The sequence below is a fragment of the Variovorax sp. YR634 genome (genome assembly GCF_900106655.1).
Lineage (GTDB): Bacteria > Pseudomonadota > Gammaproteobacteria > Burkholderiales > Burkholderiaceae_C > Variovorax.
Map to the genome: position 1 here is coordinate 119,978 of NZ_FNOL01000005.1, position 26,410 is coordinate 146,387.

The following is a 26,410-nucleotide window of genomic DNA, read 5'->3' on the forward strand; positions in this document are numbered from 1 at the left end:
CAAAAAGACAGCGGGCTTTCCAGAGGCCTTGCGGCTTGTATTGGCTCCTCGACCTGGGCTCGAACCAGGGACCTACGGATTAACAGTCCGGCGCTCTACCGACTGAGCTATCGAGGAACAGCCTCAAATTATATGCAATGGATTTGTCGATCCTGGCCGGCTGGCTGCATTTTTTGCGTCGGTGCGATGACTGCCCGCAACACCTTCGCCACACCGCAATTGAAAATGCCCCGCTACCTTTTGAGTAGCGGGGCATTCAGAGGCCTTGCGGCTTTGTAGTGGCTCCTCGACCTGGGCTCGAACCAGGGACCTACGGATTAACAGTCCGGCGCTCTACCAACTGAGCTATCGAGGAACAAGCCTTAGATTATAGCGTGCTTTTTTACGGCTTCTCAAGAGTGCGTTCAAAGCGCAACGCTCAGGCCCAGACGCAGCGTGCGCGGCGCACCCGGGAACAGATACACGTGGCTGAACTGGTAGGGCGATTCCTTCCAGTAGCGGCGGTCGAACAAGTTGTCGACGGCCAGCGTCCAGCTCGTGTTCACGCCGCGCAGCTTGGTGTCGTAGCGCAGCACCGCATCGACGCGTGTCCACGAAGGCAGCGTGATCGAACCATCGGGCAGCACGTTGCGCCGGCCTTCATACGAAAGCTGCCCCGCGATTTCAAGGCCCGGCACCGATGCGACGCGGTACGCAGCCTGCGCGCGGAGCACTTCCTTGGGCACGTTGGTCGGCGATTGCCCATTGAGCGCCGGATTCGCAGTGCTGCCGCGCCGCTTGGCATCGATCACCGCGACGCTGCCGCCGATGCGCCACGGCCCCTGGCTCCATTGCGCACCGGCCTCCAGGCCGCGATGCACCGCGCGCCCGTCGTTGTGCACTTCGCAATAAGCGCCGCACAGGTCGATGTTGGTCATCGGCCGCGAGATGTCGAACCATGCCACTTGCCAGTTGAATGCCTCGCTGCCGCCCTTCAGGCCCAGTTCCCATTGGCGTGAGGTCAGAGCGGGCAGTGCCTGCCCCGCGTTGCTGTACTGCGAGACCCTGTTTGGCACGACCTGCGACTCGACACCCTTGCCCCAGCTTGCATAGGCCAGCAGCCCCGGCTGGATGGTGTAGCTCGCCGCGATCCACGGCGTGGTCACGTCCTGCTTGTACCCGGTTGGGCTCGAGCCGTCGTTGCCGATGCTGCTGCGGTCGAGCCGCGTGTGGCGCACGCCGAGCCAGGTGGTGAAGCGATCGTTCCAGCGGATCGCGTCCTGCACCGACAGTTCGGCCGAGCGCTCGTCTCGGTTGGTCTGCGGCGTGGTGGCGTCCGGGCTCGCCGGCACCACGGCTGTGCCCCAGATGTTGCCGGTGCCCGCGTAGTTGTAGGCCTGGTTGTCGAAGCGGTTGCGCACACGGCTTTGCAGCAGCCCGAAGCCGAGCTCGTGCCGCACGCTGCCCGTCATCACGTTGCCCTTGAGGTTGAGGCTGCCCGCCGTCTGCGTGCGGCGCTCGTTATCGCTGCGGAAGTCGTAGACGTCGAAGGTGCCGTCCGAGCAATACCGGTCGTAGTTGCCTTCGGCGCTGCAGCCGAAGGCGTAGGCCAGCCGGTCGTCGCTCTTCAGCCGCTGCTGGCCGATCTGCGCGCTCCAGCGCCAGTCGGCATTCAGAGCCTGGCTGAAGCGCACCGTGCCCGTCAGCGCCTTGAACACCGAGGGCTGCGACCACGGCTGGTTGTTGAGGTTGATGCGCGGGTCGACCGGCGCCGGCAGCACGTTGCCCAGCAGGCTGTAGCCATTCTGGCTCGGCTGCGTCTTGCGGCTTTGCTCGATCTCGAACTCCAGCACCGAGTCGCGCGTGATGCGCCAGTCGGCCGCGAGCGAGAACAGGTTGCGGTTGCCGTCGAGGTTGTGCGTCAGCGGCTTGAGGTTTTCGCTCGCCACGTTAAGTCGGTAGCCGAACTGGCGGTCTTCACCGAAGCGCCCGCCGAGGTCGAGCGCGCCGAGCACGCTGCCACGGCTCGTGGTCTCGATGCGCACCGTGCGCAGGTCCTGCTCGGTGGGCCGCTTCACGACGTAGTTGACCAGCCCGCCCGGCGCGCTGGTGCCGGCCTGGATGCCGCTGGTGCCGCGCAAGATTTCGACGCGCTCCTTGTTGTCGAGCGGAATCGATGTCTCGGCGCTGATCGGCAGGCCTTCGCGCCGGTAGTTGAAGCGGTTGTCCAGCACGAAGCCGCGCACCGTGAGGTAGTCCCAGTAGCCCGCGGAGTTGTAGGCGTCTGTGACCGAGGCGTCGAACTGCGTGAGGTCGGCGAGCCGGCGTGCGCCGCTGTCGCGCAGCTGCTTGCTGTCGATCACCGTGGCCGAGATCGGCAGCTCGCGCAGCGGCACGTCGCCGAAGCCGCTCACGTCGGCTTGAGGCGCCGCGGCCGCGTCGTTGACGGTGACTTCAGGCAGCGCGGCCTGTTGCGCGTTGGCGCTCCAGGCCGTGGCAAGAAGGGCGGCGGCGATGGCGCACGAGAGAGGCGAGAGGGTGTGTTGCTTCATTCTGTTCAGTTGCTGACCGTGGCGGTGCTCATGGCTGCCATCCATTGCGCGGCCGTGGCCTCGGGGTCTTCGGCCGCGACCAGCGCGCGCACCACGGCGACGGAGCCGACGCCGGTGACCAGCACCTCGGGCAGCCGCACGGCATCGATGCCGCCGATGCCGACCTGCGGATAGCCGCGCAGCAGGCGTGCATAGGCGCCGAGCCGGGCCGCGCCCTGCGGCGCGGTGGCCATCTTCTTGAGCGTGGTCGGGTACACCGCGCCCATCGCGATGTAGCTCGGACTCACCTTGTCGGCGCGCACCATCTCGGCATAGCCGTGCGTGCTGACGCCCAGCCGCAGGCCGGAAGCGCGCAGTTGCGCCAGTTCGTCGGGCGAGAGCGCGTCCAGGTCTTCCTGGCCGAGGTGAATGCCGTAGGCGCCGGCCGCGATGGCGACCTGCCAGTGGTCGTTGATGAAGAGCAGCGCACCGGTGCCTTGCACCGCTTCAACGGCCGCCTGCACTTCGCGCTCGATGGCTGCGACATCGTCGGACTTGAAGCGCAGCTGCACCGTCGGTACTCCTGCACGCGCCATGCGGCCGACCCATTGCGCGTCGGGCAGCACGGCGTACAGGCCGAGCCGTTCGGGGCAGGGCGGAAATGCGTCGTCGCGCGCAGTGGGTGGAAACGGCCGCATGCCGAAGTCTTCGGGCGCGTCGGGCCACAGCGTGGCGTCGAAGCTGCTCAGGCGTTGTGTCTGCGCGCGCCAGGCATGGGCCAGGCATTCGGCATCGATCTCGATGAAGCCGAGGGCCGTGCAGGCCTGCTTGGCGCCGCGGTAGACCGGATCGTCCGAAGAGAAGTTCGGTGCACTGATGGGCGCGGATGTGATGGCACCAAAGCGCAGCCCGTGGGCCGCGACGATGGCGTGCGCGATGGCGCGGGCGTCGCTCGCGGTGCTCATGGTGCGTGATGCCAGAAGGGCGTGCCGAGTACGGGCGTGCTTGGCTGGGCGGCGTCTTGCGCTGCCATGGCGCCGGCGCGATATGCGTTGCGGCCAGCCTGCACCGCGTCGGCGAAAGCGCCCGCCATCGCGACCGGGTCTTGCGCCAGCGCAACGGCTGTGTTGAGCAGCACGCCGTCGTAGCCCCATTCCATCACCTGGCAGGCATGCGACGGCAGCCCCAGGCCCGCGTCGACCAGCATCGGCACCTTCAGCCGATCGCGCAGCACCTGCAGCGCATAGGGGTTGACCGGCCCGCGGCCGGTGCCGATGGGTGCGGCCCAGGGCATCACCGCCTGGCAGCCGACATCGACCAGCCGTTGGCACAGCACCAGGTCTTCGGTGCAATAGGGCAGCACCTTGAAGCCGTCGCGGATCAGCTGCGAGGCCGCATCGACGAGGTTCAGCGTGTCGGGCTGCAGCGTGTAGTCGTCGCCGATCAGCTCGAGCTTGATCCAAGGCGTGTCGAACAGCTCGCGCGCCATCTGCGCGGTGGCGATCACTTCCTGCACGCTGTGGCAGCCGGCGGTGTTGGGCAGCACCGGCACGTCGAGCTTGAGCAGCAACTCCCAGAAGCCGTTGCCGAGGTCGCTGTTGCCCGAGCCCTGGCTGGCAGTCTGGCGGCGCAGCGATGCGGTCAGCATCGCTGGCCTTGCGCGTTTCACGGCGGCTTCGAGCAAATCGGGCGAGGGGTAGCGCGCAGTGCCGAGCAGCAGGCGGCTCTGGAAGGTTTCGCCGTAGAGCACCAGTGGGTCGTTCGTGGTCGTCATGTTCTTTGTCTCCATCATTCAGCCGCCCGTCACGGGGCGGATCACTTCGATGCGGTCGTCGGACTGCAGTGCGCGCGCGGCATACGCCGAACGCGGCACGAACTCGCGGTTCACGGCCACCGCGAAAGGCGGCGGGGCGTTCAGTGCGGCCAGCGCATCGGTGAGCGTGGCGTGGTCGGGCAGCACGAAAGGCTTGTCGTTGATCAGGATGTTCATGTGTCGAAGGTCTCCATGCCGAAGCTCCTTGCGAGGGCCGAGTGGCCGTGCGCGAGCAGCTCCATCGCGGCGTCGAGCAGCGCGGGCGCGATCATGAAACCGTGGCGGTACAGGCCGTTGATCTGCAGCACGCGCGGCTGCGGCTGGCGGATGGCGGGCAGGTTGTCGGGCAGCGTGGGGCGGCACTGCGTGGCGATCTCGACGATGCGCGCTTCGGCGAAGCCGCTGTGCACGGCATAGGCGGCGCTCAGCAGTTCGAGCGTTGAGCGCACGCTGGCGGGCGACATGTCTTCGGACTCGATCTCGGTCGCGCCGATCACGAACAGGTTGCCGGGCTTGGGCGCGATGTAGAGCGGGTAGCGCGGATGCACGAGGCGGGTGGGGCGCTGCAGGCTCACTTCGGGCGCATGCACGCGGATTACTTCGCCGCGCACGCCGCGCAGTGCGCTCCACTGGGGCTTGGCGCCGAGGCCACGGCAGTCGAGCACCCAGTCGGGCTGGCCTGTCGTGCCGGGTGAAAAATCAGACGGTGCGCGTGGTGATTGCCAGTGCAGCGTGACACGAGGGCTGGCCTGCAGCGTCGCGAGCAGTGAGGCCAGCAGCGCACGGTTGTCGAGCTGGCCTTCGCCCGGCAGGAACAGGCCCTGCGCGAAGCGCTGGCCCAGCGAAGGCTCCAGCGCTGTGATGGCCGGGCCGTCGAGCGTCTGCATTGGCGCGAGTTCGGGCACCTGCGCGCCGGTGCGGGCGAGCACGCGTGCAAGCCGCGCGGCTTCGGCGCTGTCCTGCCGGTGCCAGAGCACCAGTGTGCCTTCGCGCTGGAAGAAAACGGGCTGCGCCAGCGAGGCCAGCAGCTCGGGCCAGCGCGAGAGCGCGTGCTGCCCCATGTGCACGACCGACACCGGCGCCACGGCCGATTCGGCAAGCGGCGCAAGCATTGCCGCTGCCACGCGCGCGGCAGCGCCTTCGGCATCGGGACTGCCGGCTTCGAACAGATCGACCTTGCAGCCAGCCTGCGCGAGCGTCACTGCCAGCAGGCGGCCCATGAGGCCTGCGCCGAGGATGGCGGCCGATTGAAAAGGAAGGCTCACAGCCGTGCTCCTTCGCATTGCCGATACCGCCGATAATTTTCGGCATGACCCAAGGACCCACCCAGCGCTACGCACGCGTGCTTTCCATCGCCGGCTCCGACAGCGGCGGCGGCGCCGGCATCCAGGCCGATCTCAAGACTTTCGCGGCCCTCGGCTGCTACGGCATGACGGCCATCACCGCGCTCACTGCGCAGAACACGCTCGGCGTATCGGGCATCCACGGTGTGCCGCCCGATTTCCTCAAGGCGCAGATCCAGGCCGTGGTGGAAGACATCGGCGTCGATGCCGTCAAGCTCGGCATGCTGCATGCGCCCGAGGTGGTCGAGGTGGTGGCCTGGGCCATCGACCGCTACCAGTTGAAGAACGTGGTGCTCGACCCCGTGATGGTCGCCACCAGCGGCGACCGCCTGATCGCCGCCGAGACGGTGCAGGTGCTGGTGCGCGAACTGTTCCCGCGCGCCGTGGTCGTCACGCCCAATCTCGACGAGGCGGCCTTGCTGATCGGCCATGCCATCGATGGCGTCGATGCGCTCGATGACGCGGCAAACGAGTTGCTCGCGCTCGGCGCGAAGGCAGTGCTGCTCAAGGGCGGCCATCTGCCGGGCGATGAGGTGGTCGACGTGCTGCTGCAATCCGGCGGTGAGCGCAGGCGCCTGGCTTCCAGGCGCATTGCCAGCCGCAACCTGCACGGCACGGGATGCACGCTGTCGTCCGCCATTGCCGCGCACCTTGCGTTGGGTGCGGCGCTGCCCGAGGCGGTCGAACGGGCACGCACCTACATCCTCGGCGCGATGGCTGCCGGTGCGGATGTGAAGATCGGCGCGGGTCATGGCCCCCTCAACCACGGCTTTGCGCCAGTGCCGACGCACCGCCTGCCGTTGTCAGCTTCGGCCGGCTGAGCCAGGCCAGCACGAAGGTCGCCGCCAGCGTCGGCAGGGCAGAGCCGAACTGCGGCGCCCACTTGGCCAGCGCGTGGTACGCCGCGATGCCCGCGATCCAGATCAGCGCCGCGCCGAAGTCGATCTGGCGCGTACCGGCCAGTGATACCGACTGGCCGCTGCCCAGCCGCCCGATGATCACGCCGTACAGCGGCACGAACACCGAGCTCAGAAGCAGCAGGAAGGGCTCCAGCGTGTGCATCGGCAGCACCAGCGCCAGTGCGATGCACAGCGCGGCCAGCAGCAGGCCCCAGCGTTTCACGCTCCATCGCGGCAGCAGGCTGTGCGTGGAGACCGAGCCTGAATAGACATCGCCGTACGCGTTGTCGAGTTCGTCGATCAGGATCAGGCCCAGCGCCACCAGTCCACCTTGCGCCAGCAGCAGCGCGGTGACGAGGCTCACGCCGGGCTCGGCCACGCTCACCACCATCACGCCCAAGGCGTAGCACCAGATGTTCGCCAGCGCATAGCCGATCCAGGTGCCGCTGAACGCGCTGCCCAGGCCGCCTTTGCCGAGCGCACTACGTTTGCCGTGCCGCGCGTAGTCGGCCACCAGCGGCAGCCACGACACCGGCATCGCAATCACGAGGTCGAGCGCGCTGAACATGCCCATCGTGCCGTCGCCCGGACGTGCCCAGAAGGCGTCCAGGCCCTTGGCCTGCAGCCGTGTCGCGAATTGCCATGTGAGCCAGAGCAGCGACAGCACCACCAGCGGCAAGCCGAAGCGGCTCACGAAGCGCCTCACCAGCTTGACCATCGAGCCCGCGAGCAGCGCCAGCAGCACCGCGCCCCACAGCAGCGTGGTCAGCACACCGCCCCAGGCAGTGCCCAGCGAGGGGCCGACCACCGACTGGCCGATGGCCTGCGTGCCTTCCCGCATGATGACCAGCTCGAAGGTGGTCCAGCCCACCAGCTGCACGATGTTGAGCAGCACCGGCAGCCGCGCGAAGGCACTGCCGTAGGTGGCGTGCATCAGGCCGGCGCTCGCCAGGCCGCTCTCGCAGCCAAGTCGCGCGGTCCAGGCCAGCAGGCCGGCGCCGACGCAGGAGCCGAGCACGATGGCAATGACCGCATCGCGCGTGCCCACGGCCGGCACCAGGTAGGCGCCGATCTGCATCACCAGCAGGCCCACGCCGAGGCTGAACCAGAGCGAAGCATGGTCGTGCCAGCCGAACACGCGCTGGGACGCGGGCAGCGGCGTCAGCGCCTCGTTCGAGACGGTCGCGTCGTTGTTGTTGTCGTTTGCCATCCATTTGCTCCAGTGCAAAAGGTTTGGCAGGTGGGCGGGGCCCCAGTGGCGCGGCCATCACGCGAGAGAACGTGAGAGGCCACCGGACCAGCTTCCCTGCGCGAGGATTACCTCAATCAGGTTCAAAGGGACTTTCTCAGCCGGACGGCAAGCCGCCCAACACCCCTAGCAAGTACGCCGCGAGGAACCCACGGCGCGGGGCGGAGTTTATCCCCTGCGGGGAAGCCGCAACAGCATGCGTGCCTTTGCGAGGCAGGGAAAACCCGCAGAGCGTGCACAGGCCACGAGAGAATCGGCGTCCAAAGAAGAACTGCCAATCAAAGAAACGGGAGCGCGCGCCGATAAGCGAGCAGGAACAAGAAATGAAGAAGGACTTGCATGGCAGATAGGGATTTCGCTGGCACCGGCCTACGGCGCTTCAGGGTCGACGTAGGCACCATCATCTGCGCCGTCGCGCTGTTGCAGTCGCTGCTGCTGGTGGCATTCGGCTACTGGGCCGCTGAGAAGCTGGTGTCCAGGGTGGGCACGGCCTCGCACAAGATCAACCATGACCGGGTCGAGGACAACGTGCTCGCCTTCCTCGCCAAGACCGAGGGAGTTATCCGATCGATTGCCGACTCTCCCAGCGTGCACGCCACCGGCGAGGATGGCGAACAGACCGCCGAGATGCTCTGGACCATGCTCGAGCAGACCCCCGAGCTCGACAGCATCAACGTGGCCACCGACGACGGCCACGTCTTGATGGCTGTGCGCTACCCGACCCCGGCCATCCGGCAGGTGTTGCGCGGCCCCGACTTCAGCACCGAAACCTGGCAGTACAAGCGCTCGCCCGACGCCGAGGGCGGCGACGCGAAGCAGCGCTTTGCTACGACGGCCATCACGGCCTATCGCAGCGACTTCGACCCCGAGAAGCGCACCTGGTACCGGGAGGCCATGAAGGCGCATGGACCCGTGTGGACCCAGCCTTTCCTGATGAGCGACTCACAGGAGCTTGCAATCGGCCATTCATTGCCCAGCGCACGTGTCGACGACGAGGGGCACACACGCCAGCTCGTGATCGACGGCAACGTGTCGCTGGGGCATCTGTCGAAGCTCGTGCGCATCTTCGGCGCGCTGGGGACCGGCGAGAGCGCCTTGCTGAGCGCCGACCATCACGTGATTGCGCGCAGCGACCACCCCGACCCGGTGCGCGAACTAGAGTCGCCAGACACCGGTGTGCTAGGCGCCTTGCATGCGCACATGCTTGCCGCGGGCAAGGCGGGTGGCGCCGACGACATGGCTTTTTCCATCGAGCATGAAGGGCGCAAATACCTCGTGCAGACCTCGCACATTCCGCACACCCGGTGGCAACTCGTCAGCTGGGAGCCCGAAGATCTGCTGCTCGGCGGCCTGCATCGCTCGGTGCTCTGGGCGCTGCTGCTGACGCTGAGTTTTCTCGGCATCGCGCTGTTCATCTCACTGCGGCTGTCGAAGCTCGTGACCCAGCCGATCGAAAACCTCGCGCTGGTCGCGCGCCGCATCGGGCGACTGGAACTCGACAACCTGCCGCTCGAGTCGAGCCGGGTTCTGGAGATCCAGCATCTGAACCAGGCGCTGGACGAATCGGCGCGCAGCCTGCAGGCCTTTCGCAAGTTCGTGCCGGTGGACATCATCCGCCAGCTCGTCGCCGAGGGCCACGCGCTCGCACCCAGCGGCTCGCCGCGCCGCATCACCGCGATGTTCACCGACGTGGAGGGCTTCACCACCATCTCCGAATCGATGGAAGCCGACGTGCTCGTGAGGCAGCTGACCGAGTACTTCAACCTGGCGGCCGGTATCTTTGCGCGGCATGGCGGCGTGGTCGACAAGTTCATGGGCGACGGCATCATGGTGCTGTGGGGCGCGCCGTCCGACCTGGAAGATGCGGAATACCGGGCCTGCGTCGCGGCGCTCGAACTGCATGCCGAAATGGACGTGCTCAACGGCAAGTGGCGGGGCGAAGGCCTGCACGAGTTCCGCACGCGCGTAGGCATCCACACCGGCCACGTGATCGCGGGCGTGCTCGGGTCGAGCAACCGGCTGTCTTACACCGCCATCGGCGACGCGATCAATGCGGCAAGCCGCATCGAGGGCGCCAACAAGGAACTGGGCACGCGTACGCTGATCTCGCAGACGACATTCGAGGGACTGGGTGGGCGGCTCGCCACCCGCCGCATCGAGGAAACGACCGAGCTGCGCGGCAGGCAGGCGCGCATGGTGCTGTACGAGCTGTTTGGGCCTACGCAGCCCTGACCTTGCGCGCGAACGCCTCCAGCCCGTCGATGGTGATCTGGATGTGCCGCTCGAAGCTGCTGTCGAGCGGCACCGTCGTGCCGTTGTCCCAGCGCAGGATGAAGGCCTTGTTGGCCAACTGCGCCAGGTTGCGCGTAAGCACCGGGTGGTCAAGTGGGCGAATCGTGTGCACGCGCTCGCGCAGCTCCTCGGCCCAGGCCTGGGTGTTGTCCACGGGTAGGGGCGAGAACTCCATCGTCAGGAAGCCCAGCATCGCCGCGATCACGCAGTTGTAGGCCTCCAGCAGCGGCTCGCCCTCGAAGCCGGCCTCGGTCAGCGCCGCCAGCACGCCTTCGACCAGCTCGATCGGCAGGCTGCCGTTCGACACCAGCTGCGCGCCCAGCAGCTGCGCCACGTTCGGGTGGCGCCGCACCGCGGTGCGGCAGCGGCGGAACAGTTCGGCGATCCATGCCTGCCATTCGAGCTTGCCGGGCGGCGGCGTGACTTCGGCCATGACGGCGGCGGCCACTTCGGCCAGCAGTGCCTCGCGGGTGCTCACGTGCCAGTGCACCGTGGCCGGATAGACATCGAGCCGCGCCGCGACCTCGCGCATGCTGAAGGCGCCCAGGCCGAATTCGTCGATCTGCGCCAGTGCGACTTCGGCGATGCGTTGTTTCGTCAGACCGCCACCGCCGGCGGGGCGGCCGGCCGTACGAGGCTTGGGAGGCGATTTCTTCGTCATGGTTGCGGCCATTGTGCGGCAGCCCGGTTGACTGTATAAACAATATTAATTGAGCACTGACCAATAAACTGCGCCGCAAGCGACGATCGCATCACCACCCGAAGGACATCCGCCATGACCCATGCCGCCATCGACCAGGCTCTTGCCGGCGCATACCAGCGCTTCACCGAGAGCAACCCCGCCAGCCGCCATCAGTTCGAGGAGCAGGCGCGCTACATGCCCGGCGCCAACAGCCGTTCGGTGCTGTTCTACGCGCCGTTTCCGCTGACCATTGCCAAGGGAGAGGGGGCTGCGCTGTGGGATGCCGACGGCCACCGCTATGCCGACTTCATCGCCGAGTACACGGCCGGCGTCTACGGCCACTCCGCACCCGAGATCCGTGAAGCCGTCATCGAGGCGATGCAAAGCGGCATCAACCTCACGGGCCACAACCTGCTCGAAGGCCGGCTGGCAAGGCTTATCTGCGAGCGTTTTCCGCAGATCGAGCAGTTGCGCTTCACCAACTCGGGCACCGAGGCGAACCTGATGGCGCTGACTGCCGCGCTGCACTTCACGGGGCGTCGCAAGATCGTGGTGTTTGCGGGCGGCTACCACGGCGGCGTGCTGGGTTTCGGCGCAAAGCCGCTGCCGACGACTGTGCCGTTCGATTTCCTGGTGCTGCCCTACAACGATGCGCAGACGGCGCGCGAGCAGATCGAAAGGCACGGCGCCGAGATCGCCGCCGTTCTGGTCGAGCCGATGCAGGGGGCGAGCGGCTGCATTCCGGGGAGCCTCGACTTCCTGGAGGCGCTGCGCGAATCGGCCACGCGCGTCGGTGCGTTGCTGGTTTTCGACGAGGTGATGACCTCCCGCCTGGCGCCGCACGGGCTGGCGAACAAGCTGGGCATTCGCTCGGACCTCACCACGCTGGGCAAGTACATCGGCGGTGGTATGTCTTTCGGCGCTTTCGGAGGGCGTGCCGACGTGATGGCGCTGTTCGACCCGCGCACCGGGTCGCTGGCCCACTCGGGTACCTTCAACAACAACGTGCTGACGATGGCCGCCGGTTACGCAGGCCTCACAAAGCTGTTCACGCCCGAGGCGGCCGGCGCGCTGGCAGAGCGGGGCGATGCAATGAGGGCGAGGCTCAATGCGCTGTGCGTGAAAGAGGGCGTTTCGATGCAGTTCACCGGGCTGGGCTCGCTGATGAACGCGCATTTCGTGGGCGGCGAGGTGCGCAGCGTCGACGATCTGGCACCAGTCGATGGGCACCTGCGCCAGCTGCTTTTTTTCCACCTGCTGAGCGAGGGCATCTACACCTCGCCGCGCGGCTTCGTCGTGCTGTCGCTGCCATTGGCGGATGCGGATATCGACCGCTACGTCGCCGCCATCGGCAGTTTCATCGGCGAATACCGGGCGCTGCTGCCTGGCGCGCGTTAACGGGAGCCGGAAACGCCCAGCAGCTCGTGCAGACGCGTGCTGGTGGTCGTGTACTGCAGCGGCACGGCCTTGCCTGGGAACACGATGGCCGTGGCGCCCCAGGCGGCCAGCGTGGCCTCGTGGAAGCCGCAGACGATGAGCTTCTTCTTGCCCGGGTAGGTGTTGATGTCGCCCACCGCGAACACACCGCGCTCGCGGGTTTCGTATTTCTCGGTGTCGACAGGCACCTGTTTGCGCTCCAACTCCAAGCCCCAGTCGGCGATGGGGCCGAGGCGCGGCGAGATGCCGAGACAGGCGATCAGCGCGTCGAGCGGCAGATCGACAGTCGTTGCGTCAGGCGTGGTGATCTGCAGTCGCTTGCCATCGAAAGCGGTGGGCTGGCCGACCTTAAAGGTCAGATCGCCCGAGTCTGCGATGGCGCGCATTGTTGAGACGTTGCCCTCGTCAGCCTGGAAGCCGTCGCGCCGGTGCACCAGCGTGACCTGCTTCGCGATCGCCGTGAGCGCGATGGCCGTTTCGAGCGCGATGTCGTCGCCGCCATTGACCACCACCGTCTGCCCGGCAAAGCGGTCCAGCGAATCGGGGTGATAAAAGAGCGAGCTGCCTTCGAACTGCGCGATGCCTTCGATGGTGATGCGCTTGGGTACGAAGGCCCCGACGCCGGCTGCGATGAACACCGTCTTCGCCAGGAAGGCGGTGCCGACCGAAGTCGTCAGCAGCAACCGGTCGTCAGCCTGGCGGGCCAGCGTAGCAACCTGCTCGCCGAAATGAAACTGCGGCTTGAACGGCGCCACCTGCTGCAACAGCGACTGCGCCAGACCGCGCCCGCTGGTCATCGGCGTGCCGGGAATGTCGTAGATCGGCTTGTCGCCATACAGCGCCACGCACTGGCCGCCCGCGGCGGGCAGTGCATCGACGATATGACAGGAGATTTCGAGCAGGCCCAGCTGGAAGGCCTGGAACAGCCCCACGGGGCCGGCACCGACGATCAGGGCGTCGGTTTCGATGGGGGTAGCCAAGGTGCTCAGCGCACCAGCTCCCCGATCTTGTCCGTCTTGTCTTTCCACTCTTCGGCGTCAGGCAGGGCGGGCTTGCGCTTGGTGATGCTCTTCCAGCCGTCAGCCAGGGCCAGCTCGGCGTTGATCTTGATGAAGGCGATCTGGTTGGCCGGCAGGTCTTCCTCGGCGTAGATCGCGTTGACCGGGCATTCGGGGATGCAGACTGCGCAGTCGATGCATTCGTCCGGGTCGATCACCAACATGTTGGGACCTTCGCGGAAGCAGTCGACGGGGCAAACGTCCACGCAGTCGGTGTATTTGCAACGGATGCAGGCTTCGGAGACGACGTGAGTCATTTGTCTTTTAACGTCAGTGTGAGATCGGGGGAAACCCGAGATTTTAGGCCTTTGCGGCGGCGGGCTGCACAAGCACGGCAGCGGCGGTCTTGTGGGAGGCCGTATCGACCAGCACCAGGGAGCCCAATGCACGCGATTGCGCGAAGGGAAGCACGGCCAGCGGCTGCTGCAATGCCAGGACCACGTCGCCGATGGCATTGGCTTCCAGCTGCGTTGCCGGCTCCGATTCGAGCGTCGTGATGTTCACGCGATCGACGATGCGCGCCACCTTGGCCTTGACCCAGCGGTGACCCTGCAGCGCCCAGTACACGCGGCCCGCGACCAGCGGCTCGTCGTCGAGCCAGGCCACGGTGGCGGTGATCTCGCGCACCGGCTCGAAGGCGCCGGGCGCCAGCAGCCAGTCGCCGCGCGACACATCGACCTCGCGGTCGAGCACGATGCCGGCGCTGTGGCCCGCATGCACCGCCTTCGGCTGGCGCGTATGGCTCAGCACCTGCGCGACCGTGGCGGTCTGGTTGCTCGGCAGCACGGTCACGCGTTGGCCGGGTTCCACGTGGCCCGAGGCGACGCGGCCCCAGAACACGCGGCGGCCCTGCGAGGTGTCGGCGGAAGAAGAGAACTTCTCGACCCACTGCACCGGAAAGGCGAAGGGCACGTCCTCGTCCTGCGCCGTGACGGGCAGCTCTTCGAGCAGCTCGAGCAGGCTCGGGCCTTCGTAGCCGACCCAGTCGGCATGGCGCGTGGCCACATTCCAGCCCTTGAGCGCCGAGATCGGCACGATGCCCGCCACCTGCACGCCGGCCGCTTCTGCAAACGCGTTCAGCGCGGTCGAGATGCGTTCGAAGGCGAGGCCGGCGTCGTCGATGGCGTCGAGCTTGTTCACCGCGAACACGATCGACTGCACGCGCAGCAGATGGCACAGCAGCGTGTGGCGGCGCGTCTGCGGGAGCAGCTCGCGCTTGACCACGGTGCCGTCTTCGACCTCGGCGGCCCAGGCCAGCTTGGTTGCGTCGACCAGCACCACGGCAGCGTCGGCGGCCGAGGCGGCCGTGACCATGTTGCGCGTGTACTGCTCGTGGCCCGGTGCGTCGCCGATGATGAACTTGCGCTTGGCGGTCGAGAAGTAGCGGTAGGCCACGTCGATCGTGATGCCTTGCTCGCGCTCGGCCGAGAGGCCGTCGGTCAGCAGGGCGAGGTCGGTTTCGCCGCCGCGCTGCACGCCGGCGAGCTGGTCTTGCAGCACGGTCTTGCTGTCGACCAGCAGGCGGCCGATGAGCGTGCTCTTGCCGTCGTCGACCGAGCCGCAGGTGATGAAGCGCAGCGCGGTGCCGGTGTCGCCGTGGACGTCGGTGTTCACAGGGGTAGCAGTCGTCGTCGCGCTCATCAGAAGTAACCGTCTTTCTTGCGTTTTTCCATGGATGCTTCGGACGTCATGTCGTCCATGCGCGTGGCGCCGCGCTCGCTGACGTCGACCGACAGCGTCTCCAGCACCACGTCGCCCGCGTCGGCCGCGAGGCTCTCGACCGGGCAGGTGGTCGTGATGTCGCCCACGGTGCGAAAGCGCACGTCGCGCACCTGTACCGTTTCGCCGTCGCGCGGCGGGGTGAGCTCGGTCACCGGTACCAGCAGGCCGCGGCGCTCCACCACTTCGCGCTTGTGCGTGTAGTAGATGGACGGCAGGCCGACATGCTCGCGCTCGATGTATTGCCACACGTCGAGTTCGGTCCAGTTCGAGATCGGGAACACGCGGAAGTGCTCGCCCGGAGCCAGGCGGGTGTTGAACAGCGTCCACAGCTCGGGGCGCTGGTCCTTGGGCTGCCATTGGCCGAAGCTGTCGCGGTGCGAAAAGATGCGTTCCTTGGCGCGGGCCTTTTCCTCGTCGCGGCGGGCGCCGCCGATCAGCGCGTCGAAGCGGAATTCTTCGATCGCTTCGAGCAGCGTCACCGACTGGTGCGCGTTGCGCGACTCGCCCGGATGGGCCAGGCGCACGGTGCCGCGCTTCATCGAATCTTCGACGCTGCGCACGATCAGCTCGGCGCCCAGTTCCTTCGCGCGCTGGTCACGATAGGCCGTCACTTCAGGGAAGTTGTGGCCGGTGTCGATCATCAGCAGCGGGTAGGGAATGCGGCCCACGCCGAAGGCCTTTTCCGCGCACTTCAGCAGCACCAGCGAATCTTTCCCGCCCGAGAACAGCAGGGTGGGGCGCTCGAAGGCGGCTGCGACCTCGCGCAGGATGAAGATGGTTTCTTCTTCCAGCGCATCGAGGTGCGTGTTGGAGAGGTGCGCTGGTGACAGCAGCAGTTCGGTTTCGGTACGGGCGTTCATCGGATGGGGTGCTGGATGCAGAGGATCGGTGAGCCGTTGGCTCTCAGTGCGCGAGATGCAATCCGCACTCGCGGTTGTCTTCGCCCTTGGTCGGGTCCACGTAGTCGAAGTTGTTCGGCAGGCCGTGTTTCACACAGTACTCGTGAAGATCCTTGGACGACCAGTGCAGCAGCGGCGCGACCTTGATCAGGCCGTCCGGATTGACGCTGACCGGGTCCATCTGCGCGCGCACGGCCGTGTCGGTGGCCCGAAGTGCGGTGAACCAGACCTTCGGTGCCGTCTCGCGCAGCGCGCGGGCAAAGGGCTCCAGCTTCACTTCTTCCGTGAAGGCGGCATGGCGCGGATCGTCGAGCGCCGGGGTCGGGCCCTCGACCGCTTCGCGATGCGCACGCGAGCGGCGCGGCAGGTAGATGTGCAGGTCCAGGCCCAGTTGCTTGGTCACCTCGTCGGCAAAGCGGTAGGTGGCCTCGGTGTTGTAGCCGTTGTCCATCCAGACCACGGGAACATCGCGCTTTGCGCGCGTGACCATGTGCAGGATCACGGCCTCGAAAGGGCGGAAGTTGGTGGTGATGATCGCGGGCTGGCCCAGGCCGATCGCCCAGTCCACCAGGCCCTCGGCGTTGCGGCCGAGTTCGGTGTTGATGCGTGCGAAGTCGATGTCCGTGGCGATGCTCATGTCGAAGGTTCCCATTCGCTCTCAGTTGCCGGCCGCGAAGTGCGGCGCGGTCTGCACCGCGTCGCCCTGGTAGAAGGCGGCGAAGCGGTCGAACTGGCGCTGCGCGTCGGAGGCGTCCACGCCTTCCTTGAGCACGGCGCTGGAGAAGCCGGTGCGTTCCATCTGCACCAGCTGGTCGATCAGCACGTCGCCCGTGGCGCGGATGTCGCCCTGGAAGCCCAGGCGGCGGCGCAGCAGGAAGGCCTGGCTGTAGGCGCGGCCGTCGGTGAACTTCGGAAAGTTCAGGTCGATGCGCTCGATGTCGGCCAGGCACACCTCGATGGCGAGCGGGTCGGCATCGTTGGCCAGTTGCAGAACCTTCGGATCGCCGTCGTCGATGTGTTCTTCTGCCGAGAGGATGTTGAGTTTCTTGTTCATGCTGCTTCCTCCACCTTGAAGCGTGCACCGTTGGCAGCGGCCTTGAACGGGTCCGGGCCCACGCGGCGCAGCGTGTCGATGAAGTTCTCGCCGCTTTCGCGGGTGTCGCGGTAGGTGGTGAGCACGGCCTCGATCACGCCCGGCACTTCGGCTGCCGAGAACGAGGGACCGACAGCCTTGCCGGCCTGCGGCGCGCCGCTGAGCTCGGAGCCGTCGGAGCCGCCGAGGGTGACCTGGTACCACTCCTTGCCGTCCTTGTCGACGCCCAGGATGCCGATGTGGCCGCTGTGGTGGTGGCCGCACGAGTTGATGCAGCCGCTGATGTGCAGGTCGATCTCGCCCAGGTCGTCGAGCTCGTCGAGGTCTTGATAACGCTCGGTGATGGCTTCGGCGATGGGAATGGAGCGCGCATTGGCCAGCGCGCAGAAGTCGCCGCCGGGGCAGGCGATCATGTCCGTCAGCAGGTGCACGTTGGCGCTGGCGAGGCCGGCGGCGCGAGCGGCGAGCCACAGCGCGTGCAGGTCTTCGGCATGCACCCAGGGCAGCACCACGTTCTGGTCGTGCGTCACGCGGGCCTCGCCGGCGGAGAAGCGGTCGGCCAGTTGGGCGAGCGTGTCGAGCTGGTCGGCCGATGCGTCGCCGGGCGCCTGCTTCAGGCGCTTGAACGACAGCGTGACGGCGCGCAGCGCGGGGTTCTTGTGCGGCGCCACGTTGCGGGCGAGCCAGCGGGCGAACTGCACGTCGTCGGCGGCGTGGGCGCGCAGTTCGGCGTCGGTCTTCTCGGCGCTTTGCAGCACGCGGGTGGCGAGCGTCGGCGGCACGAAGGAGGCGGCCACGCGGTCGTACTCCTCCTGCGTGATGGTGTGCGGCGCACCGTCATGCTCGAGGATCTGCTTGTACTCGGCGTCGACGTCGTCGATGTAGCGCTGGCCTTCGGCCTTCACCAAGATTTTGATTCGCGCCTTGTAGATGTTGTCGCGGCGGCCATAGCGGTTGTAGACCCGGATCACCGCTTCGAGGTAATTCATGATCTGCTGCCACGGCAGGAACTCGCGCAGCACGGTGCCGATGATGGGGGTGCGGCCCATGCCGCCGCCCACCTGCACGCGAAAGCCGATTTCGCCGGCTTCGTTCTTCACCACGTGCAGGCCCACGTCGTGCCAGCCGGTGGCGGCCCGGTCTTCAGTGGCGCCGGTAATGGCAATCTTGAACTTGCGCGGCAAGAACGCGAACTCGGGGTGCAGCGTGCTCCACTGGCGCATGATTTCCGCGAACGGGCGCGGATCGGCGATTTCGTCGACGGCAATGCCGGCGCGCTCATCGCTCGTGATGTTGCGGATGCAATTGCCGCTGGTCTGAATGCCGTGCATGTCGACCGAAGCCAGCAGGTCCATCACGTCGGCCGACTTGGCGAGTGGAATCCAGTTGTACTGGACGTTCTGGCGCGTCGAGAAATGGGCGTAGTGGGTCGGGAGCTTGTGGCTGCCGAGCAGGCCTTGCGTCTCGATGGCCTTCTTGTAGACCTCGGCTTCGGGTTCGTCATATTCGCGGGCGATGCGGGCCAGCACGCGGATCTGGCGGCTCGAGAGCTCGCCGTAAGGCACGGCCACGCGCAGCATCGGCGCGTAGCGCTGCACGTACCAGCCGTTTTGCAGCCGCAGGGGGCGGAACTCGTCTTCGGCGAGCTTGCCCTTTTGCCAGCGTTCCAGCTGGTCGCGGAATTGGGCAGCCCGCTGGTGGACGAACTGGCGATCGAATTCTGTGTATTGGTACATCGTGCGTGCGTGTGTCTTGAAGTGCGGTGCGTCCAGCGCCCCAGCAAGAAGCCGAGATTCTGAAAGCCGGCCTTATGGAAACAAACTATTTTTTGGTTCGCGCTTTATGCGGATAAGCTTATTCGCCAGCATCCATGCGGGTTGCGGGACGGTTTGATGCTTATTCCGGATAAGGCGAGATGGCCGGAAAAGAGTTGCCGGACCCGGGAATTCTAGGAACCGGACAAGGCCCGGATGGGCGAGCGGGTTCCTGGCCGCGCGGCCATCCGCTTCGCCATGCAGGCCTGAAGAGGGGCTGGCGCCTCAGCGCAGCATCGAAGACATTGCTGAGCAGCAGTTCAGCATGCGCACCGCCGCTTCCACCGTATCGGCGGTGAAGCGCAGCGTGACGCCGTCGACGCGCTCGAAGGCCGGCCACTGGCAGAACAGGTCGGCCAGCGCGGTTGACTGGGTGCGCAGCGTCACGGTCTGCGGGCCCTTGAAAACGAGCGGTTTCGCGTTCGAACGCGCGGCCAGCGCTTCTTCCACCCCCGCACGAATCGCCCGGCGCGACTGCTCGGGCGACAGCGAAATGCCGCTGGTGCAGCCCGTCGCCTTCTTGGTCTCGACGAATGTCGCGTGCGGAAAGAGCGGGCGGTTCTCGGCGATGAACACGTCGTCGCCGCTGCCCATCACCACGGGCGCACCGTATTCGCCGGCCAGCGCGCCATAGAGCCCGGCCTCGCCCAGTTCCTGCCCGCCGAGCGTGATGCCGGCAAACGCAAAGCTGTTGATCGTGTGCGCCAGGATGCCGCGCCCCTGCGCGCGCGAGTGGTAGCCGACCATGCAGACGGCGTCCACGCCTTCTTCCACGCCCGCCACCATGCTCAGGTAGCGCGGCTTGCCCTGCACGACGCGGGCGCGCGCATCGAGCACGTCGGGCGGCATGTTGCGAAAGCCGCCGTGCGAGTCGTTCACCAGCACTTCGGTGGCGCCTGCGTCGAAGGCGCCGGCAATCGCTGCGTTGGCTTCCTGCGTCATCAGCAGGCGCGCGCGCTCGAACTCGGGGTTGCCCGGGCGCACCTGCTCGGAGTGATAGACGCCGGCGACGCCTTCGATGTCTGTGGAGATCAGGACTTTCATGGAGCGGCTCGCAGTCAGGCGTGGGTTGAAAGAAGGACGGAGGCGGGCAGCACGTCGCCCAGTGCGGCGCGGTGGTTGCCGTCGCGCCCGGTGACAGGCGTTGCGCGCCACAGGGCATGGATGATCGCCTGCTCGGTGCTGTCTGCCGCGGCCTGGAACAGCCCGTCGAGCAGCCCGTCGTGCAGCATCGCCACGGCTGGCATCGGCCGCTCGATGCGGTCGGGCACGGTGTAGGCGGTGGAAAAGGCCAGCACGATGTCGCCGCTGCCATGCCCGAAGACCGAGCCCGTGCGGGCCAGTCCGGCACCTGCGCGCAGCGCCAGGCGGCGCAACTGGCGCGCATCGAGCGGCGCGTCGGTGGCGACGATGATGATGATCGAACCCTTCTCGGCTTCGTCCACCGCCGGCAGGCTGCGCGCGGCCTGCAGCTTCGCCAGCCGGTCGCCTACCGAATGTCCGGCCAGCACCAGTTGCGGCTGGCGTCCGTAGTTCGCCAGCACCAGCGCGCCTACGGTGTGGCAGCCGCCTTCGCGCGCCGACACCCGCCGTGATGCGCTACCGATGCCGCCCTTGAGCTGGAAGCTCGACATGCCGCGCCCCGCGCCGACCGAGCCCTGCGCAAAGTCGACGCCGGCATCAGCCAGCGCCTGCAGGTAGTCGGCCTCGGTCACGGCCATGCGCTGGATGTCGTTCAGAAAGCCGTCGTTGCACTCGAACACCAGCGGGTTGACCGTGGGCAGCGTGCGTCCGCTCTCGGGGTTGTCGGCCACGCAGTGGCGAATCTGCGCCGTGGCCACGGTGCCGACCGAAAACGTGTTGGTCAGCGCAATCGGCGTTTCGAGCACGCCGAGCTCAGCCACCTGCACCAGGCCCACGCTCTTGCCGAAGCCGTTGAGCACTACTGCGGCGGCCGGCACCTTGTCGCGGAATGGGTCGCCGGCGTGAGGCCGGATCACCGTCACGCCCGTCTGCACGGGGCCATCGCTGAGCGTCTGGTGGCCTACGGTGACGCCCGCGACGTCGGTGATGGCGTTGCGTTCGCCCTGGAGCAGGTTGCCGATGAAGGGGAGAGGGGCTTGCTGCTTGCTGGAAGACATGAAGAAGAACGGAAATTACTGGCGGTCGATCTTCGGATCGAGCGCGTCGCGCAGTGCATCGCCCAGCAGGTTGAAGGCGAGCACGGTGAAGAAGATGGCCAGGCTGGGGAACAGCGCCACGTGCGGCGAGGTCACCATGTCGGCGCGGGCTTCGCTGAGCATCGCGCCCCATTCGGGCGTAGGCGGCTGCGCGCCCATGCCCAGGAACGACAGGCTGGCGGCCGTGATGATCGAGGTGCCCACGCGCATCGAGAAATACACCACGATCGACGAAATGGTGCCCGGCAGGATGTGCCGCACGATGATGGTCCAGTCTGAAGCGCCGATGCTGCGCTCCGCTTCGATGTAGGTCTGCTGCTTCAGGACCAGCGTGTTGCCGCGCACGAGGCGCGCGAACGCCGGCACGCTGAACACCGACACTGCCACCACCACGTTGGTCATGCTGCTGCCCAGGATGGCCACCACGCCCAGCGCCAGCAGGATGCCGGGAAAGGCGAACAGCACGTCCGAGACGCGCATCACGATGCGGTCCCACCAGCCTTCGTAGTAGCCCGCCAGCAGGCCGAAGGCCGTGCCCACGAAGCCGCCCACCAGCACCGAGAGAAAGCCCGCCATCAGCGAGATGCGCGCACCCATCAGGATGCGGCTGAAGATGTCGCGGCCCAGCGGATCGACGCCGAACCAGTGCGTGGCCGAAGGCCCCGTGTTCAGCATGTCGTAGTCGAAGAAGTTCTCCGCGTCGAAGGGCACGATCCACGGCGCGAACACCGCGACGAACACCAGCAGCAGCACGAAGAGCGCGGCGACGATGCCCACCGGCTGCTTCTTGAAGCGGCGCCAGCATTCGCCCCAGGGCGTGCGGACCTTGCCCGCGATCTGGACGGCCGCGACAGGTGTCGTTGGAATGAGGGTTTCGGCAGGCACGCCGGAAGCTTGCGTCATGGCTGCTTGCTCACTTGTAGCGAATGGTCGGGTTGATGTAGCCGTACAGCACATCCACCACCAGGTTGATCAGAATGAATTCGAGCGAGAACAGCAGCACCAGCGTCTGGATGACGGGGTAGTCGCGCATCTGCACGGCATCGACCAGCAGGCGGCCGAGGCCGGGCCAGTTGAACACCGCCTCCACGAGGATGGAGCCGCCCAGCAGGAAGCCGAACTGCAGGCCCATCATGGTGACCACCGGAATCAGCGCATTGCGTAGCGTGTGCTTGAACACCACGCTGGATTCGCGCACGCCCTTGGCGCGCGCGGTACGCACGAAGTCTTCCTGGATCACCTCGACGAACGAGGCCCGCGTGAAGCGCGCCATCACAGCCGCCACGGCCGCGCCCAGCGTGATCGAGGGCAGGATGTAGTGTTTCCAGCTGCTGGCCCCCACCGTGGGCAGCCAGCCGAGCTGGACCGAGAAGATCTGCATCAGCAGCATGCCGAGTGCAAATGCGGGAAAAGAGATGCCCGACACGGCGAGCGTCATGCCCAGCCGGTCCGGCCATTTGTTGCGGTACACCGCCGAGACGATGCCGATGCCCATGCCGAAGATCACCGCCCACACCATGCTGGTGATGGTCAGCATCACCGTCGGGAAGAAGCGCTCGCCGATTTCCACCGACACCGGCCGCCGTGTGCGAATGGAAGTGCCGAAGTCGCCCTGCAGCATGTGGGTGAAGAAGCTCACGAACTGCTGCGGCAGCGGCTTGTCGAGCCCGAGCTCCGCGCGCACCATGGCCACGGTCTGCTCGTCGGCCTCCTGGCCGGCGGCAAGGCGCGCCGGGTCGCCGGGCAGCATGTGGACGAACAGGAACACCAGCACCGCCACGATGAGCAGCGTGGGGATCAGGCCCAACAGTCGTTTGAGAAAGTAATTCAGCATAGGGTGCAGGCGGTCAACCCCTCACCCTGATGGGTGAGGGGGCGAGGCTTAGTTCGCTACGGAGATTGCGTCGATGTTGATGTTGCCGTCGGGCATCACGAACACGCCGGAGAGGCGCTTGGCATGCGCCGACAGGTTCTGCTCCGTGACCATCGGCACGCGCGGCAGGTCCTTGCGGATCTCGTCCTGTGCGGTCTTGTAGAGCGCGGTACGTTCCTTTTCGTCGACCGTCACCAGCGCCTTGGCCAGCGCGTTGTCCACCACCTCGCTCTTGTAGAACGACATGTTGTTCAGCTTGGGCGCCCAGGCTTCCGAGGCGAACAGCGGGCGCAGGCCCCAGTCGGCTTCACCGGTCGACGACGACCAGCCCGTGTAGTACATGCGAACCTTCGCCGTCTTCGGATCGGGCCATGCATCCACCTGCTCGGTGCGCTGGCCCACTTCGAGCGCCTGCACCTGCAGCTTGATGCCGATCTGCGCGAGCTGCTGCTGCACGAACTGGATCGTCTTCTGGCTGGTCGTGTTGTTGTAGGCGCTCCACAGCACCGACTCGAATCCGTCGGGGTAGCCGGCTTCCTTCATCAGCTCCTTGGCCTTCTTCAGGTCGTAGGGAATGGGAGCCATCTTCTCGGCGTACTTCACGCCCTGCGGCACGATGCCCTGCGCGGGGAAGGCATAGCCGCCGAACGCGACCTTGGCCAGCGCTTCCTTGTTGATGGCGTAGCCGATGGCTTCGCGCACCTTGGCGTTGTCGTAGGGCTTCTGCAGCATGTTGAATGCCAGGAAGCGCGTGATGATCGACGGCGTGGCCACAACTTCGAGCTTGTCGCTCTTTTTCAGCAGGTCGGCCTGCTCATAGGGAATGGGATACGCGAAGTCGGCTTCGCCGGTCTGCAGCATCGCGGCGCGCGTGTTGTTCTCGAGCACCGGCTTCCACGAGACCGTGTCGATCTTCGGGTAGCCCTTTTTCCAGTAGCCGTCGAACTTCTTGGCCTTGACGGCTTCGGTCTGCTTCCACTCGACGAATTCGAAGGGGCCCGTGCCCACGGGGTGGAAGGCGATGTCCTTGTTGCCCCACTTCTTCAGCGCGGTGGGCGAAATCATGGCGGCCGAGGCGTGGGCCAGCGAGTTGATGAAGGGGCCGAAGGGCTCCTTCAGCGTGATGCGCACGGTCGTCGGGTTCAGCGCCTCGACCTTGCCGACGCGGTTGAACTGGTTGTAGCGCAGCAGCTTGTTGTCCTGGTTCAGCACGCGGTCGAGCGTGAACTTCACGGCCTCGGCGTTGAAGTCGGTACCGTCGTGGAACTTCACGCCGGTGCGCAGCTTGATGGTGTAGACCAGGCCGTCCTTCGACACGTCGTAGCTCTCGGCGAGCACGTTCTGCACCTTCAGGTCCTTGTCGAACTGGAACAGGCCTTCATAGAAGGTCTTGGTCACTGCCGTGGTGATGGTGGTGTTGGTGTTGTACGGGTCCAGCGTTTCCGGCTGGTAGCCGATCGAGAGCACCACGTCTTTCGCGGCCAGTGCCGTGCCCGAAGCGGCCAGCGCGGCCAGGCCCAGCAGTGCGGAAGCCCATCGCAGGGAGGAAGAAGATTGCGTCATGGAAGAACTCCAGTCGGTTCGTGGAAAAAAGCAGGAGGGCCTGCGGGTTGAAAAAATAGGTTGATCGATCGGAAAGGATCAGAAAGCGCCGCCGATGGCGTGCCGTGCAACGAAGTGGCCGGGCGCAACCTGCACCAGCGGCGGCACGTCGGGCTCGTCGCCCACCGCGCGGATGGGGCTGGGAATCTCGCCTTCGAGCAGCGCGCGCGGCTTGTGGCGGCGCGACGGGTCGGCCACCGGCACAGCTGCCATCAGCTTGCGGGTGTAGGCGTGCTGCGGGGCTTCGAACACCGCGCGGCGTGGGCCGATCTCTACGATCTGGCCCAGGTACATCACGGCCACGCGGTGGCTGATGCGCTCGACCACTGCCATGTCGTGCGAGATGAACAAGAAGGCCACGCCCAGCTCGCGTTGCAGGTCGAGCATCAGGTTGACGATCTGCGCCTGAATGGACACGTCGAGCGCCGACACCGATTCATCGGCCACCACAACCTTCGGGTTGAGCGCCAGTGCACGCGCAATGGCAATGCGCTGCCGCTGGCCGCCCGAGAACTCGTGCGGATAGCGCTGCGCCACCTCGGGCGGCAGGCCGACCTTCTGCAGCAGCCAGTCAACGCGCTGCTGCGCCTCGGCGCCTTTGGCGATGTTGTGGATGAGCAGCGGTTCCATGATCGAGAAGCCCACCGTCACGCGCGGATCGAGCGAGGCGAACGGATCCTGAAAAATGAACTGAATGTTCCGGCGCAGCGCCTGCAGCTCGCGCGTGGGCAGCTCGCGGATGTTCTTGCCGCCGAACTCGATGGCGCCGCTCTGGCTTTCGACCAGGCGCAGCAGCGAGCGGCCGGTGGTCGACTTGCCGCAGCCCGATTCGCCGACCAGCGCCAGCGTTTCGCCGGGGTACAGGTCGAAGCTGATTTTTTCCACCGCATGCACGCGGCGCTTCACGCGGCCGAAGAGGCCGCTGCGCACGTCGAAGCGCGTGACGAGGTCGCGCACGCGAAGAATGGGGCCGGTGTCCTGGCGCACCGTGTCTTGCTGCGTGGGCGCTTCGACGGGCTGGGCGTCGGCGTTGGCCTCGGTGCGCAGCAATTCGAACTTGGCCGGCAGGTCGGTGCCCTGCATCGCGCCGAGCTTGGGCACGGCCGACAGCAGTGCGCGGGTGTAGGGGTGCTGCGGCGCCGCGAACACGGTGTCGGAGCTGCCTGCTTCGACCTTGTCGCCGCGGTACATCACGAGCACGCGGTCGGCGATTTCGGCGACCACGCCCATGTCGTGCGTGATGAAGAGCACGCCCATGCGCATCTCCTTCTGCAGCTCGCGGATGAGCTGGAGGATCTGCGCCTGGATGGTCACGTCGAGCGCGGTGGTCGGCTCGTCGGCAATCAGCAGCTGAGGCTTGCACGACAGCGCCATAGCGATCATCACCCGCTGGCGCATGCCGCCCGAGAGTTGATGCGGAAAGCGGTCGAGCACGTTGCGCGCTTCAGGAATGCGCACCAGCTCCAGCATGCGCAGCGCTTCGGCGCGCGCGGCCGAGTCGCTCTTGCCCTGGTGGATGCGGATGGCCTCGGAGATCTGCTCGCCGGCCGTGAACACCGGGTTCAGCGATGTCATCGGCTCCTGGAAGATCATCGCGATGTCCGCGCCGCGGATGTTGCGCATTGCGCTGTCGCGTGCCTGCGCGAGGTCGAGCACTTCGCCGTTGCGGCGGCGGAACGCCATGCTCCCGCCGAGGATGCGGCCACCGCCGTGCTCCACGAGCCGCATCAGCGCGAGCGAGGTCACCGACTTGCCCGAACCCGATTCGCCCACCACCGCAAGCGTTTCGCCATGGTCGACGTGGAAGGACAGCTTCTTCACGGCATCGACCGTGCGCTCGGAAGTCGAGAAGCGAACGGTGAGGTCGTCGACGGCGAGAACGCGGCCGTCCGGCAGGGCGAGGGCAGGGGTGGACATGGGAGTGCGAAGAAAAATGGGGCGTGC

23 protein-coding genes, 2 tRNA genes and 1 riboswitch are annotated in these 26,410 nt (G+C 66.5%); of the genes, 3 read left to right on the forward strand and 22 right to left on the reverse strand.

Annotated elements, in window-relative coordinates:
• Window positions 1-41: 41 nt before the first annotated feature.
• From BLV60_RS11530 to BLV60_RS11560, 7 genes are all read right to left on the reverse strand, one after another.
• Window positions 42-117: transfer RNA gene (locus BLV60_RS11530), tRNA-Asn, on the reverse strand.
• Between the two features lie 162 nt (window positions 118-279).
• A tRNA-Asn gene (locus BLV60_RS11535) sits at window positions 280-355 on the reverse strand.
• 49 nt (window positions 356-404) lie between these two features.
• Window positions 405-2,531: a TonB-dependent siderophore receptor gene (locus BLV60_RS11540; RefSeq protein WP_093054481.1), complete on the reverse strand. Its 2,127-nt coding sequence runs from the start codon at window positions 2,529-2,531 to the stop codon at window positions 405-407.
• Between the two features lie 5 nt (window positions 2,532-2,536).
• Window positions 2,537-3,475 (reverse strand): thiamine phosphate synthase, encoded by a 939-nt coding sequence (locus BLV60_RS11545; protein WP_093054483.1) that lies wholly within the window; start codon window positions 3,473-3,475, stop codon window positions 2,537-2,539.
• Window positions 3,472-4,284: a thiazole synthase gene (locus BLV60_RS11550; protein WP_093054928.1), complete on the reverse strand. Its 813-nt coding sequence runs from the start codon at window positions 4,282-4,284 to the stop codon at window positions 3,472-3,474. Before BLV60_RS11550 ends, BLV60_RS11545 begins: the two co-directional genes overlap by 4 nt.
• Window positions 4,285-4,302: 18 nt before the next feature.
• Entirely contained in the window at window positions 4,303-4,500 is a 198-nt protein-coding gene (gene thiS, locus BLV60_RS11555) for a sulfur carrier protein ThiS (RefSeq protein ID WP_093054485.1), read from the reverse strand.
• Entirely contained in the window at window positions 4,497-5,588 is a 1,092-nt protein-coding gene (locus BLV60_RS11560) for an FAD-dependent oxidoreductase (protein WP_176928777.1), read from the reverse strand. The genes thiS and BLV60_RS11560 overlap by 4 nt, the downstream gene beginning before the upstream one ends.
• Window positions 5,589-5,632: 44 nt before the next feature.
• Between BLV60_RS11560 and thiD the strand changes: the two genes are divergently transcribed.
• Entirely contained in the window at window positions 5,633-6,487 is an 855-nt protein-coding gene (gene thiD / locus BLV60_RS11565) for a bifunctional hydroxymethylpyrimidine kinase/phosphomethylpyrimidine kinase (protein ID WP_093054489.1), read from the forward strand.
• On the opposite strand, the gene BLV60_RS11570 is transcribed toward thiD, so the two are convergent.
• A complete protein-coding gene (locus BLV60_RS11570) occupies window positions 6,426-7,775 on the reverse strand; it encodes a purine-cytosine permease family protein (protein ID WP_093054491.1) in 1,350 nt (449 codons plus the stop codon). The genes thiD and BLV60_RS11570 overlap by 62 nt on opposite strands.
• A 76-nt stretch (window positions 7,776-7,851) precedes the next feature.
• A riboswitch (TPP riboswitch) is annotated at window positions 7,852-7,952 on the reverse strand.
• Between the two features lie 201 nt (window positions 7,953-8,153).
• Between BLV60_RS11570 and BLV60_RS11575 the strand changes: the two genes are divergently transcribed.
• Window positions 8,154-10,046 (forward strand): adenylate/guanylate cyclase domain-containing protein, encoded by a 1,893-nt coding sequence (locus BLV60_RS11575; protein ID WP_093054493.1) that lies wholly within the window; start codon window positions 8,154-8,156, stop codon window positions 10,044-10,046.
• On the opposite strand, the gene BLV60_RS11580 is transcribed toward BLV60_RS11575, so the two are convergent.
• Window positions 10,033-10,767, reverse strand: coding sequence for a TetR/AcrR family transcriptional regulator C-terminal domain-containing protein (locus tag BLV60_RS11580; RefSeq protein ID WP_093054930.1), 735 nt, complete (start codon window positions 10,765-10,767; stop codon window positions 10,033-10,035). The two genes, BLV60_RS11575 and BLV60_RS11580, sit on opposite strands and share 14 nt — an antisense overlap.
• A gap of 114 nt (window positions 10,768-10,881) precedes the next feature.
• Between BLV60_RS11580 and BLV60_RS11585 the strand changes: the two genes are divergently transcribed.
• Entirely contained in the window at window positions 10,882-12,186 is a 1,305-nt protein-coding gene (locus tag BLV60_RS11585; protein ID WP_093054495.1) for an aspartate aminotransferase family protein, read from the forward strand.
• Here BLV60_RS11585 and BLV60_RS11590 read toward each other — a convergent pair.
• From BLV60_RS11590 to BLV60_RS11650, 13 genes are all read right to left on the reverse strand, one after another.
• Window positions 12,183-13,253 (reverse strand): NAD(P)/FAD-dependent oxidoreductase, encoded by a 1,071-nt coding sequence (locus tag BLV60_RS11590; protein ID WP_093054497.1) that lies wholly within the window; start codon window positions 13,251-13,253, stop codon window positions 12,183-12,185. The genes BLV60_RS11585 and BLV60_RS11590 overlap by 4 nt on opposite strands.
• Window positions 13,211-13,540 carry a ferredoxin FdxA gene (gene fdxA / locus BLV60_RS11595; protein ID WP_056599092.1) on the reverse strand — a complete coding sequence of 110 codons (330 nt, stop codon included), beginning with the start codon at window positions 13,538-13,540 and terminating at the stop codon, window positions 13,211-13,213. Before fdxA ends, BLV60_RS11590 begins: the two co-directional genes overlap by 43 nt.
• A gap of 43 nt (window positions 13,541-13,583) precedes the next feature.
• Entirely contained in the window at window positions 13,584-14,924 is a 1,341-nt protein-coding gene (locus tag BLV60_RS11600; RefSeq protein WP_093054499.1) for a sulfate adenylyltransferase subunit 1, read from the reverse strand.
• Window positions 14,924-15,865 (reverse strand): sulfate adenylyltransferase subunit CysD, encoded by a 942-nt coding sequence (gene cysD, locus BLV60_RS11605; protein WP_093054501.1) that lies wholly within the window; start codon window positions 15,863-15,865, stop codon window positions 14,924-14,926. Before cysD ends, BLV60_RS11600 begins: the two co-directional genes overlap by 1 nt.
• Window positions 15,866-15,908: 43 nt before the next feature.
• Complete coding sequence (locus BLV60_RS11610; RefSeq protein ID WP_093054932.1) at window positions 15,909-16,541, reverse strand: phosphoadenosine phosphosulfate reductase domain-containing protein; 633 nt, start codon at window positions 16,539-16,541, stop codon at window positions 15,909-15,911.
• Window positions 16,542-16,562: 21 nt separating this feature from the next.
• Entirely contained in the window at window positions 16,563-16,958 is a 396-nt protein-coding gene (locus BLV60_RS11615; protein WP_093054503.1) for a DUF934 domain-containing protein, read from the reverse strand.
• Window positions 16,955-18,733 (reverse strand): nitrite/sulfite reductase, encoded by a 1,779-nt coding sequence (locus BLV60_RS11620; protein ID WP_093054505.1) that lies wholly within the window; start codon window positions 18,731-18,733, stop codon window positions 16,955-16,957. Before BLV60_RS11620 ends, BLV60_RS11615 begins: the two co-directional genes overlap by 4 nt.
• Window positions 18,734-19,036: 303 nt before the next feature.
• Window positions 19,037-19,855: a M55 family metallopeptidase gene (locus BLV60_RS11625; protein ID WP_093054507.1), complete on the reverse strand. Its 819-nt coding sequence runs from the start codon at window positions 19,853-19,855 to the stop codon at window positions 19,037-19,039.
• Between the two features lie 14 nt (window positions 19,856-19,869).
• Window positions 19,870-20,952, reverse strand: coding sequence for a P1 family peptidase (locus BLV60_RS11630; RefSeq protein ID WP_093054509.1), 1,083 nt, complete (start codon window positions 20,950-20,952; stop codon window positions 19,870-19,872).
• Window positions 20,953-20,967: 15 nt separating this feature from the next.
• Window positions 20,968-21,894, reverse strand: a complete 927-nt coding sequence (gsiD, locus tag BLV60_RS11635) for a glutathione ABC transporter permease GsiD (protein WP_093054511.1) — start codon at window positions 21,892-21,894, stop codon at window positions 20,968-20,970.
• A 10-nt stretch (window positions 21,895-21,904) separates the two neighbouring features.
• Window positions 21,905-22,825 carry a glutathione ABC transporter permease GsiC gene (gsiC, locus tag BLV60_RS11640; protein ID WP_093054513.1) on the reverse strand — a complete coding sequence of 307 codons (921 nt, stop codon included), beginning with the start codon at window positions 22,823-22,825 and terminating at the stop codon, window positions 21,905-21,907.
• A gap of 48 nt (window positions 22,826-22,873) precedes the next feature.
• Entirely contained in the window at window positions 22,874-24,427 is a 1,554-nt protein-coding gene (gene gsiB, locus BLV60_RS11645; RefSeq protein ID WP_093054515.1) for a glutathione ABC transporter substrate-binding protein GsiB, read from the reverse strand.
• Between the two features lie 78 nt (window positions 24,428-24,505).
• Entirely contained in the window at window positions 24,506-26,383 is a 1,878-nt protein-coding gene (locus tag BLV60_RS11650; protein WP_093054517.1) for a dipeptide ABC transporter ATP-binding protein, read from the reverse strand.
• Window positions 26,384-26,410: the final 27 nt, after the last annotated feature.

What these genes read in the sequence shown, in the direction of transcription:
- BLV60_RS11540 (WP_093054481.1), bottom strand. Translation starts at nt 2,531, where the DNA reads ATGAAGCAACACACCCTCTCGCCTCTCTCGTGCGCCATCGCCGCCGCC.
- BLV60_RS11545 (WP_093054483.1), bottom strand. Translation starts at nt 3,475, where the DNA reads ATGAGCACCGCGAGCGACGCCCGCGCCATCGCGCACGCCATCGTCGCG.
- BLV60_RS11550 (WP_093054928.1), bottom strand. Translation starts at nt 4,284, where the DNA reads ATGACGACCACGAACGACCCACTGGTGCTCTACGGCGAAACCTTCCAG.
- thiS (WP_093054485.1), bottom strand. Translation starts at nt 4,500, where the DNA reads ATGAACATCCTGATCAACGACAAGCCTTTCGTGCTGCCCGACCACGCC.
- thiD (WP_093054489.1), top strand. Translation starts at nt 5,633, where the DNA reads ATGACCCAAGGACCCACCCAGCGCTACGCACGCGTGCTTTCCATCGCC.
- BLV60_RS11570 (WP_093054491.1), bottom strand. Translation starts at nt 7,775, where the DNA reads ATGGCAAACGACAACAACAACGACGCGACCGTCTCGAACGAGGCGCTG.
- BLV60_RS11575 (WP_093054493.1), top strand. Translation starts at nt 8,154, where the DNA reads ATGGCAGATAGGGATTTCGCTGGCACCGGCCTACGGCGCTTCAGGGTC.
- BLV60_RS11580 (WP_093054930.1), bottom strand. Translation starts at nt 10,767, where the DNA reads ATGACGAAGAAATCGCCTCCCAAGCCTCGTACGGCCGGCCGCCCCGCC.
- BLV60_RS11585 (WP_093054495.1), top strand. Translation starts at nt 10,882, where the DNA reads ATGACCCATGCCGCCATCGACCAGGCTCTTGCCGGCGCATACCAGCGC.
- fdxA (WP_056599092.1), bottom strand. Translation starts at nt 13,540, where the DNA reads ATGACTCACGTCGTCTCCGAAGCCTGCATCCGTTGCAAATACACCGAC.
- BLV60_RS11600 (WP_093054499.1), bottom strand. Translation starts at nt 14,924, where the DNA reads ATGAGCGCGACGACGACTGCTACCCCTGTGAACACCGACGTCCACGGC.
- cysD (WP_093054501.1), bottom strand. Translation starts at nt 15,865, where the DNA reads ATGAACGCCCGTACCGAAACCGAACTGCTGCTGTCACCAGCGCACCTC.
- BLV60_RS11610 (WP_093054932.1), bottom strand. Translation starts at nt 16,541, where the DNA reads ATGAGCATCGCCACGGACATCGACTTCGCACGCATCAACACCGAACTC.
- BLV60_RS11615 (WP_093054503.1), bottom strand. Translation starts at nt 16,958, where the DNA reads ATGAACAAGAAACTCAACATCCTCTCGGCAGAAGAACACATCGACGAC.
- BLV60_RS11620 (WP_093054505.1), bottom strand. Translation starts at nt 18,733, where the DNA reads ATGTACCAATACACAGAATTCGATCGCCAGTTCGTCCACCAGCGGGCT.
- BLV60_RS11625 (WP_093054507.1), bottom strand. Translation starts at nt 19,855, where the DNA reads ATGAAAGTCCTGATCTCCACAGACATCGAAGGCGTCGCCGGCGTCTAT.
- BLV60_RS11630 (WP_093054509.1), bottom strand. Translation starts at nt 20,952, where the DNA reads ATGTCTTCCAGCAAGCAGCAAGCCCCTCTCCCCTTCATCGGCAACCTG.
- gsiD (WP_093054511.1), bottom strand. Translation starts at nt 21,894, where the DNA reads ATGACGCAAGCTTCCGGCGTGCCTGCCGAAACCCTCATTCCAACGACA.
- gsiC (WP_093054513.1), bottom strand. Translation starts at nt 22,825, where the DNA reads ATGCTGAATTACTTTCTCAAACGACTGTTGGGCCTGATCCCCACGCTG.
- gsiB (WP_093054515.1), bottom strand. Translation starts at nt 24,427, where the DNA reads ATGACGCAATCTTCTTCCTCCCTGCGATGGGCTTCCGCACTGCTGGGC.
- BLV60_RS11650 (WP_093054517.1), bottom strand. Translation starts at nt 26,383, where the DNA reads ATGTCCACCCCTGCCCTCGCCCTGCCGGACGGCCGCGTTCTCGCCGTC.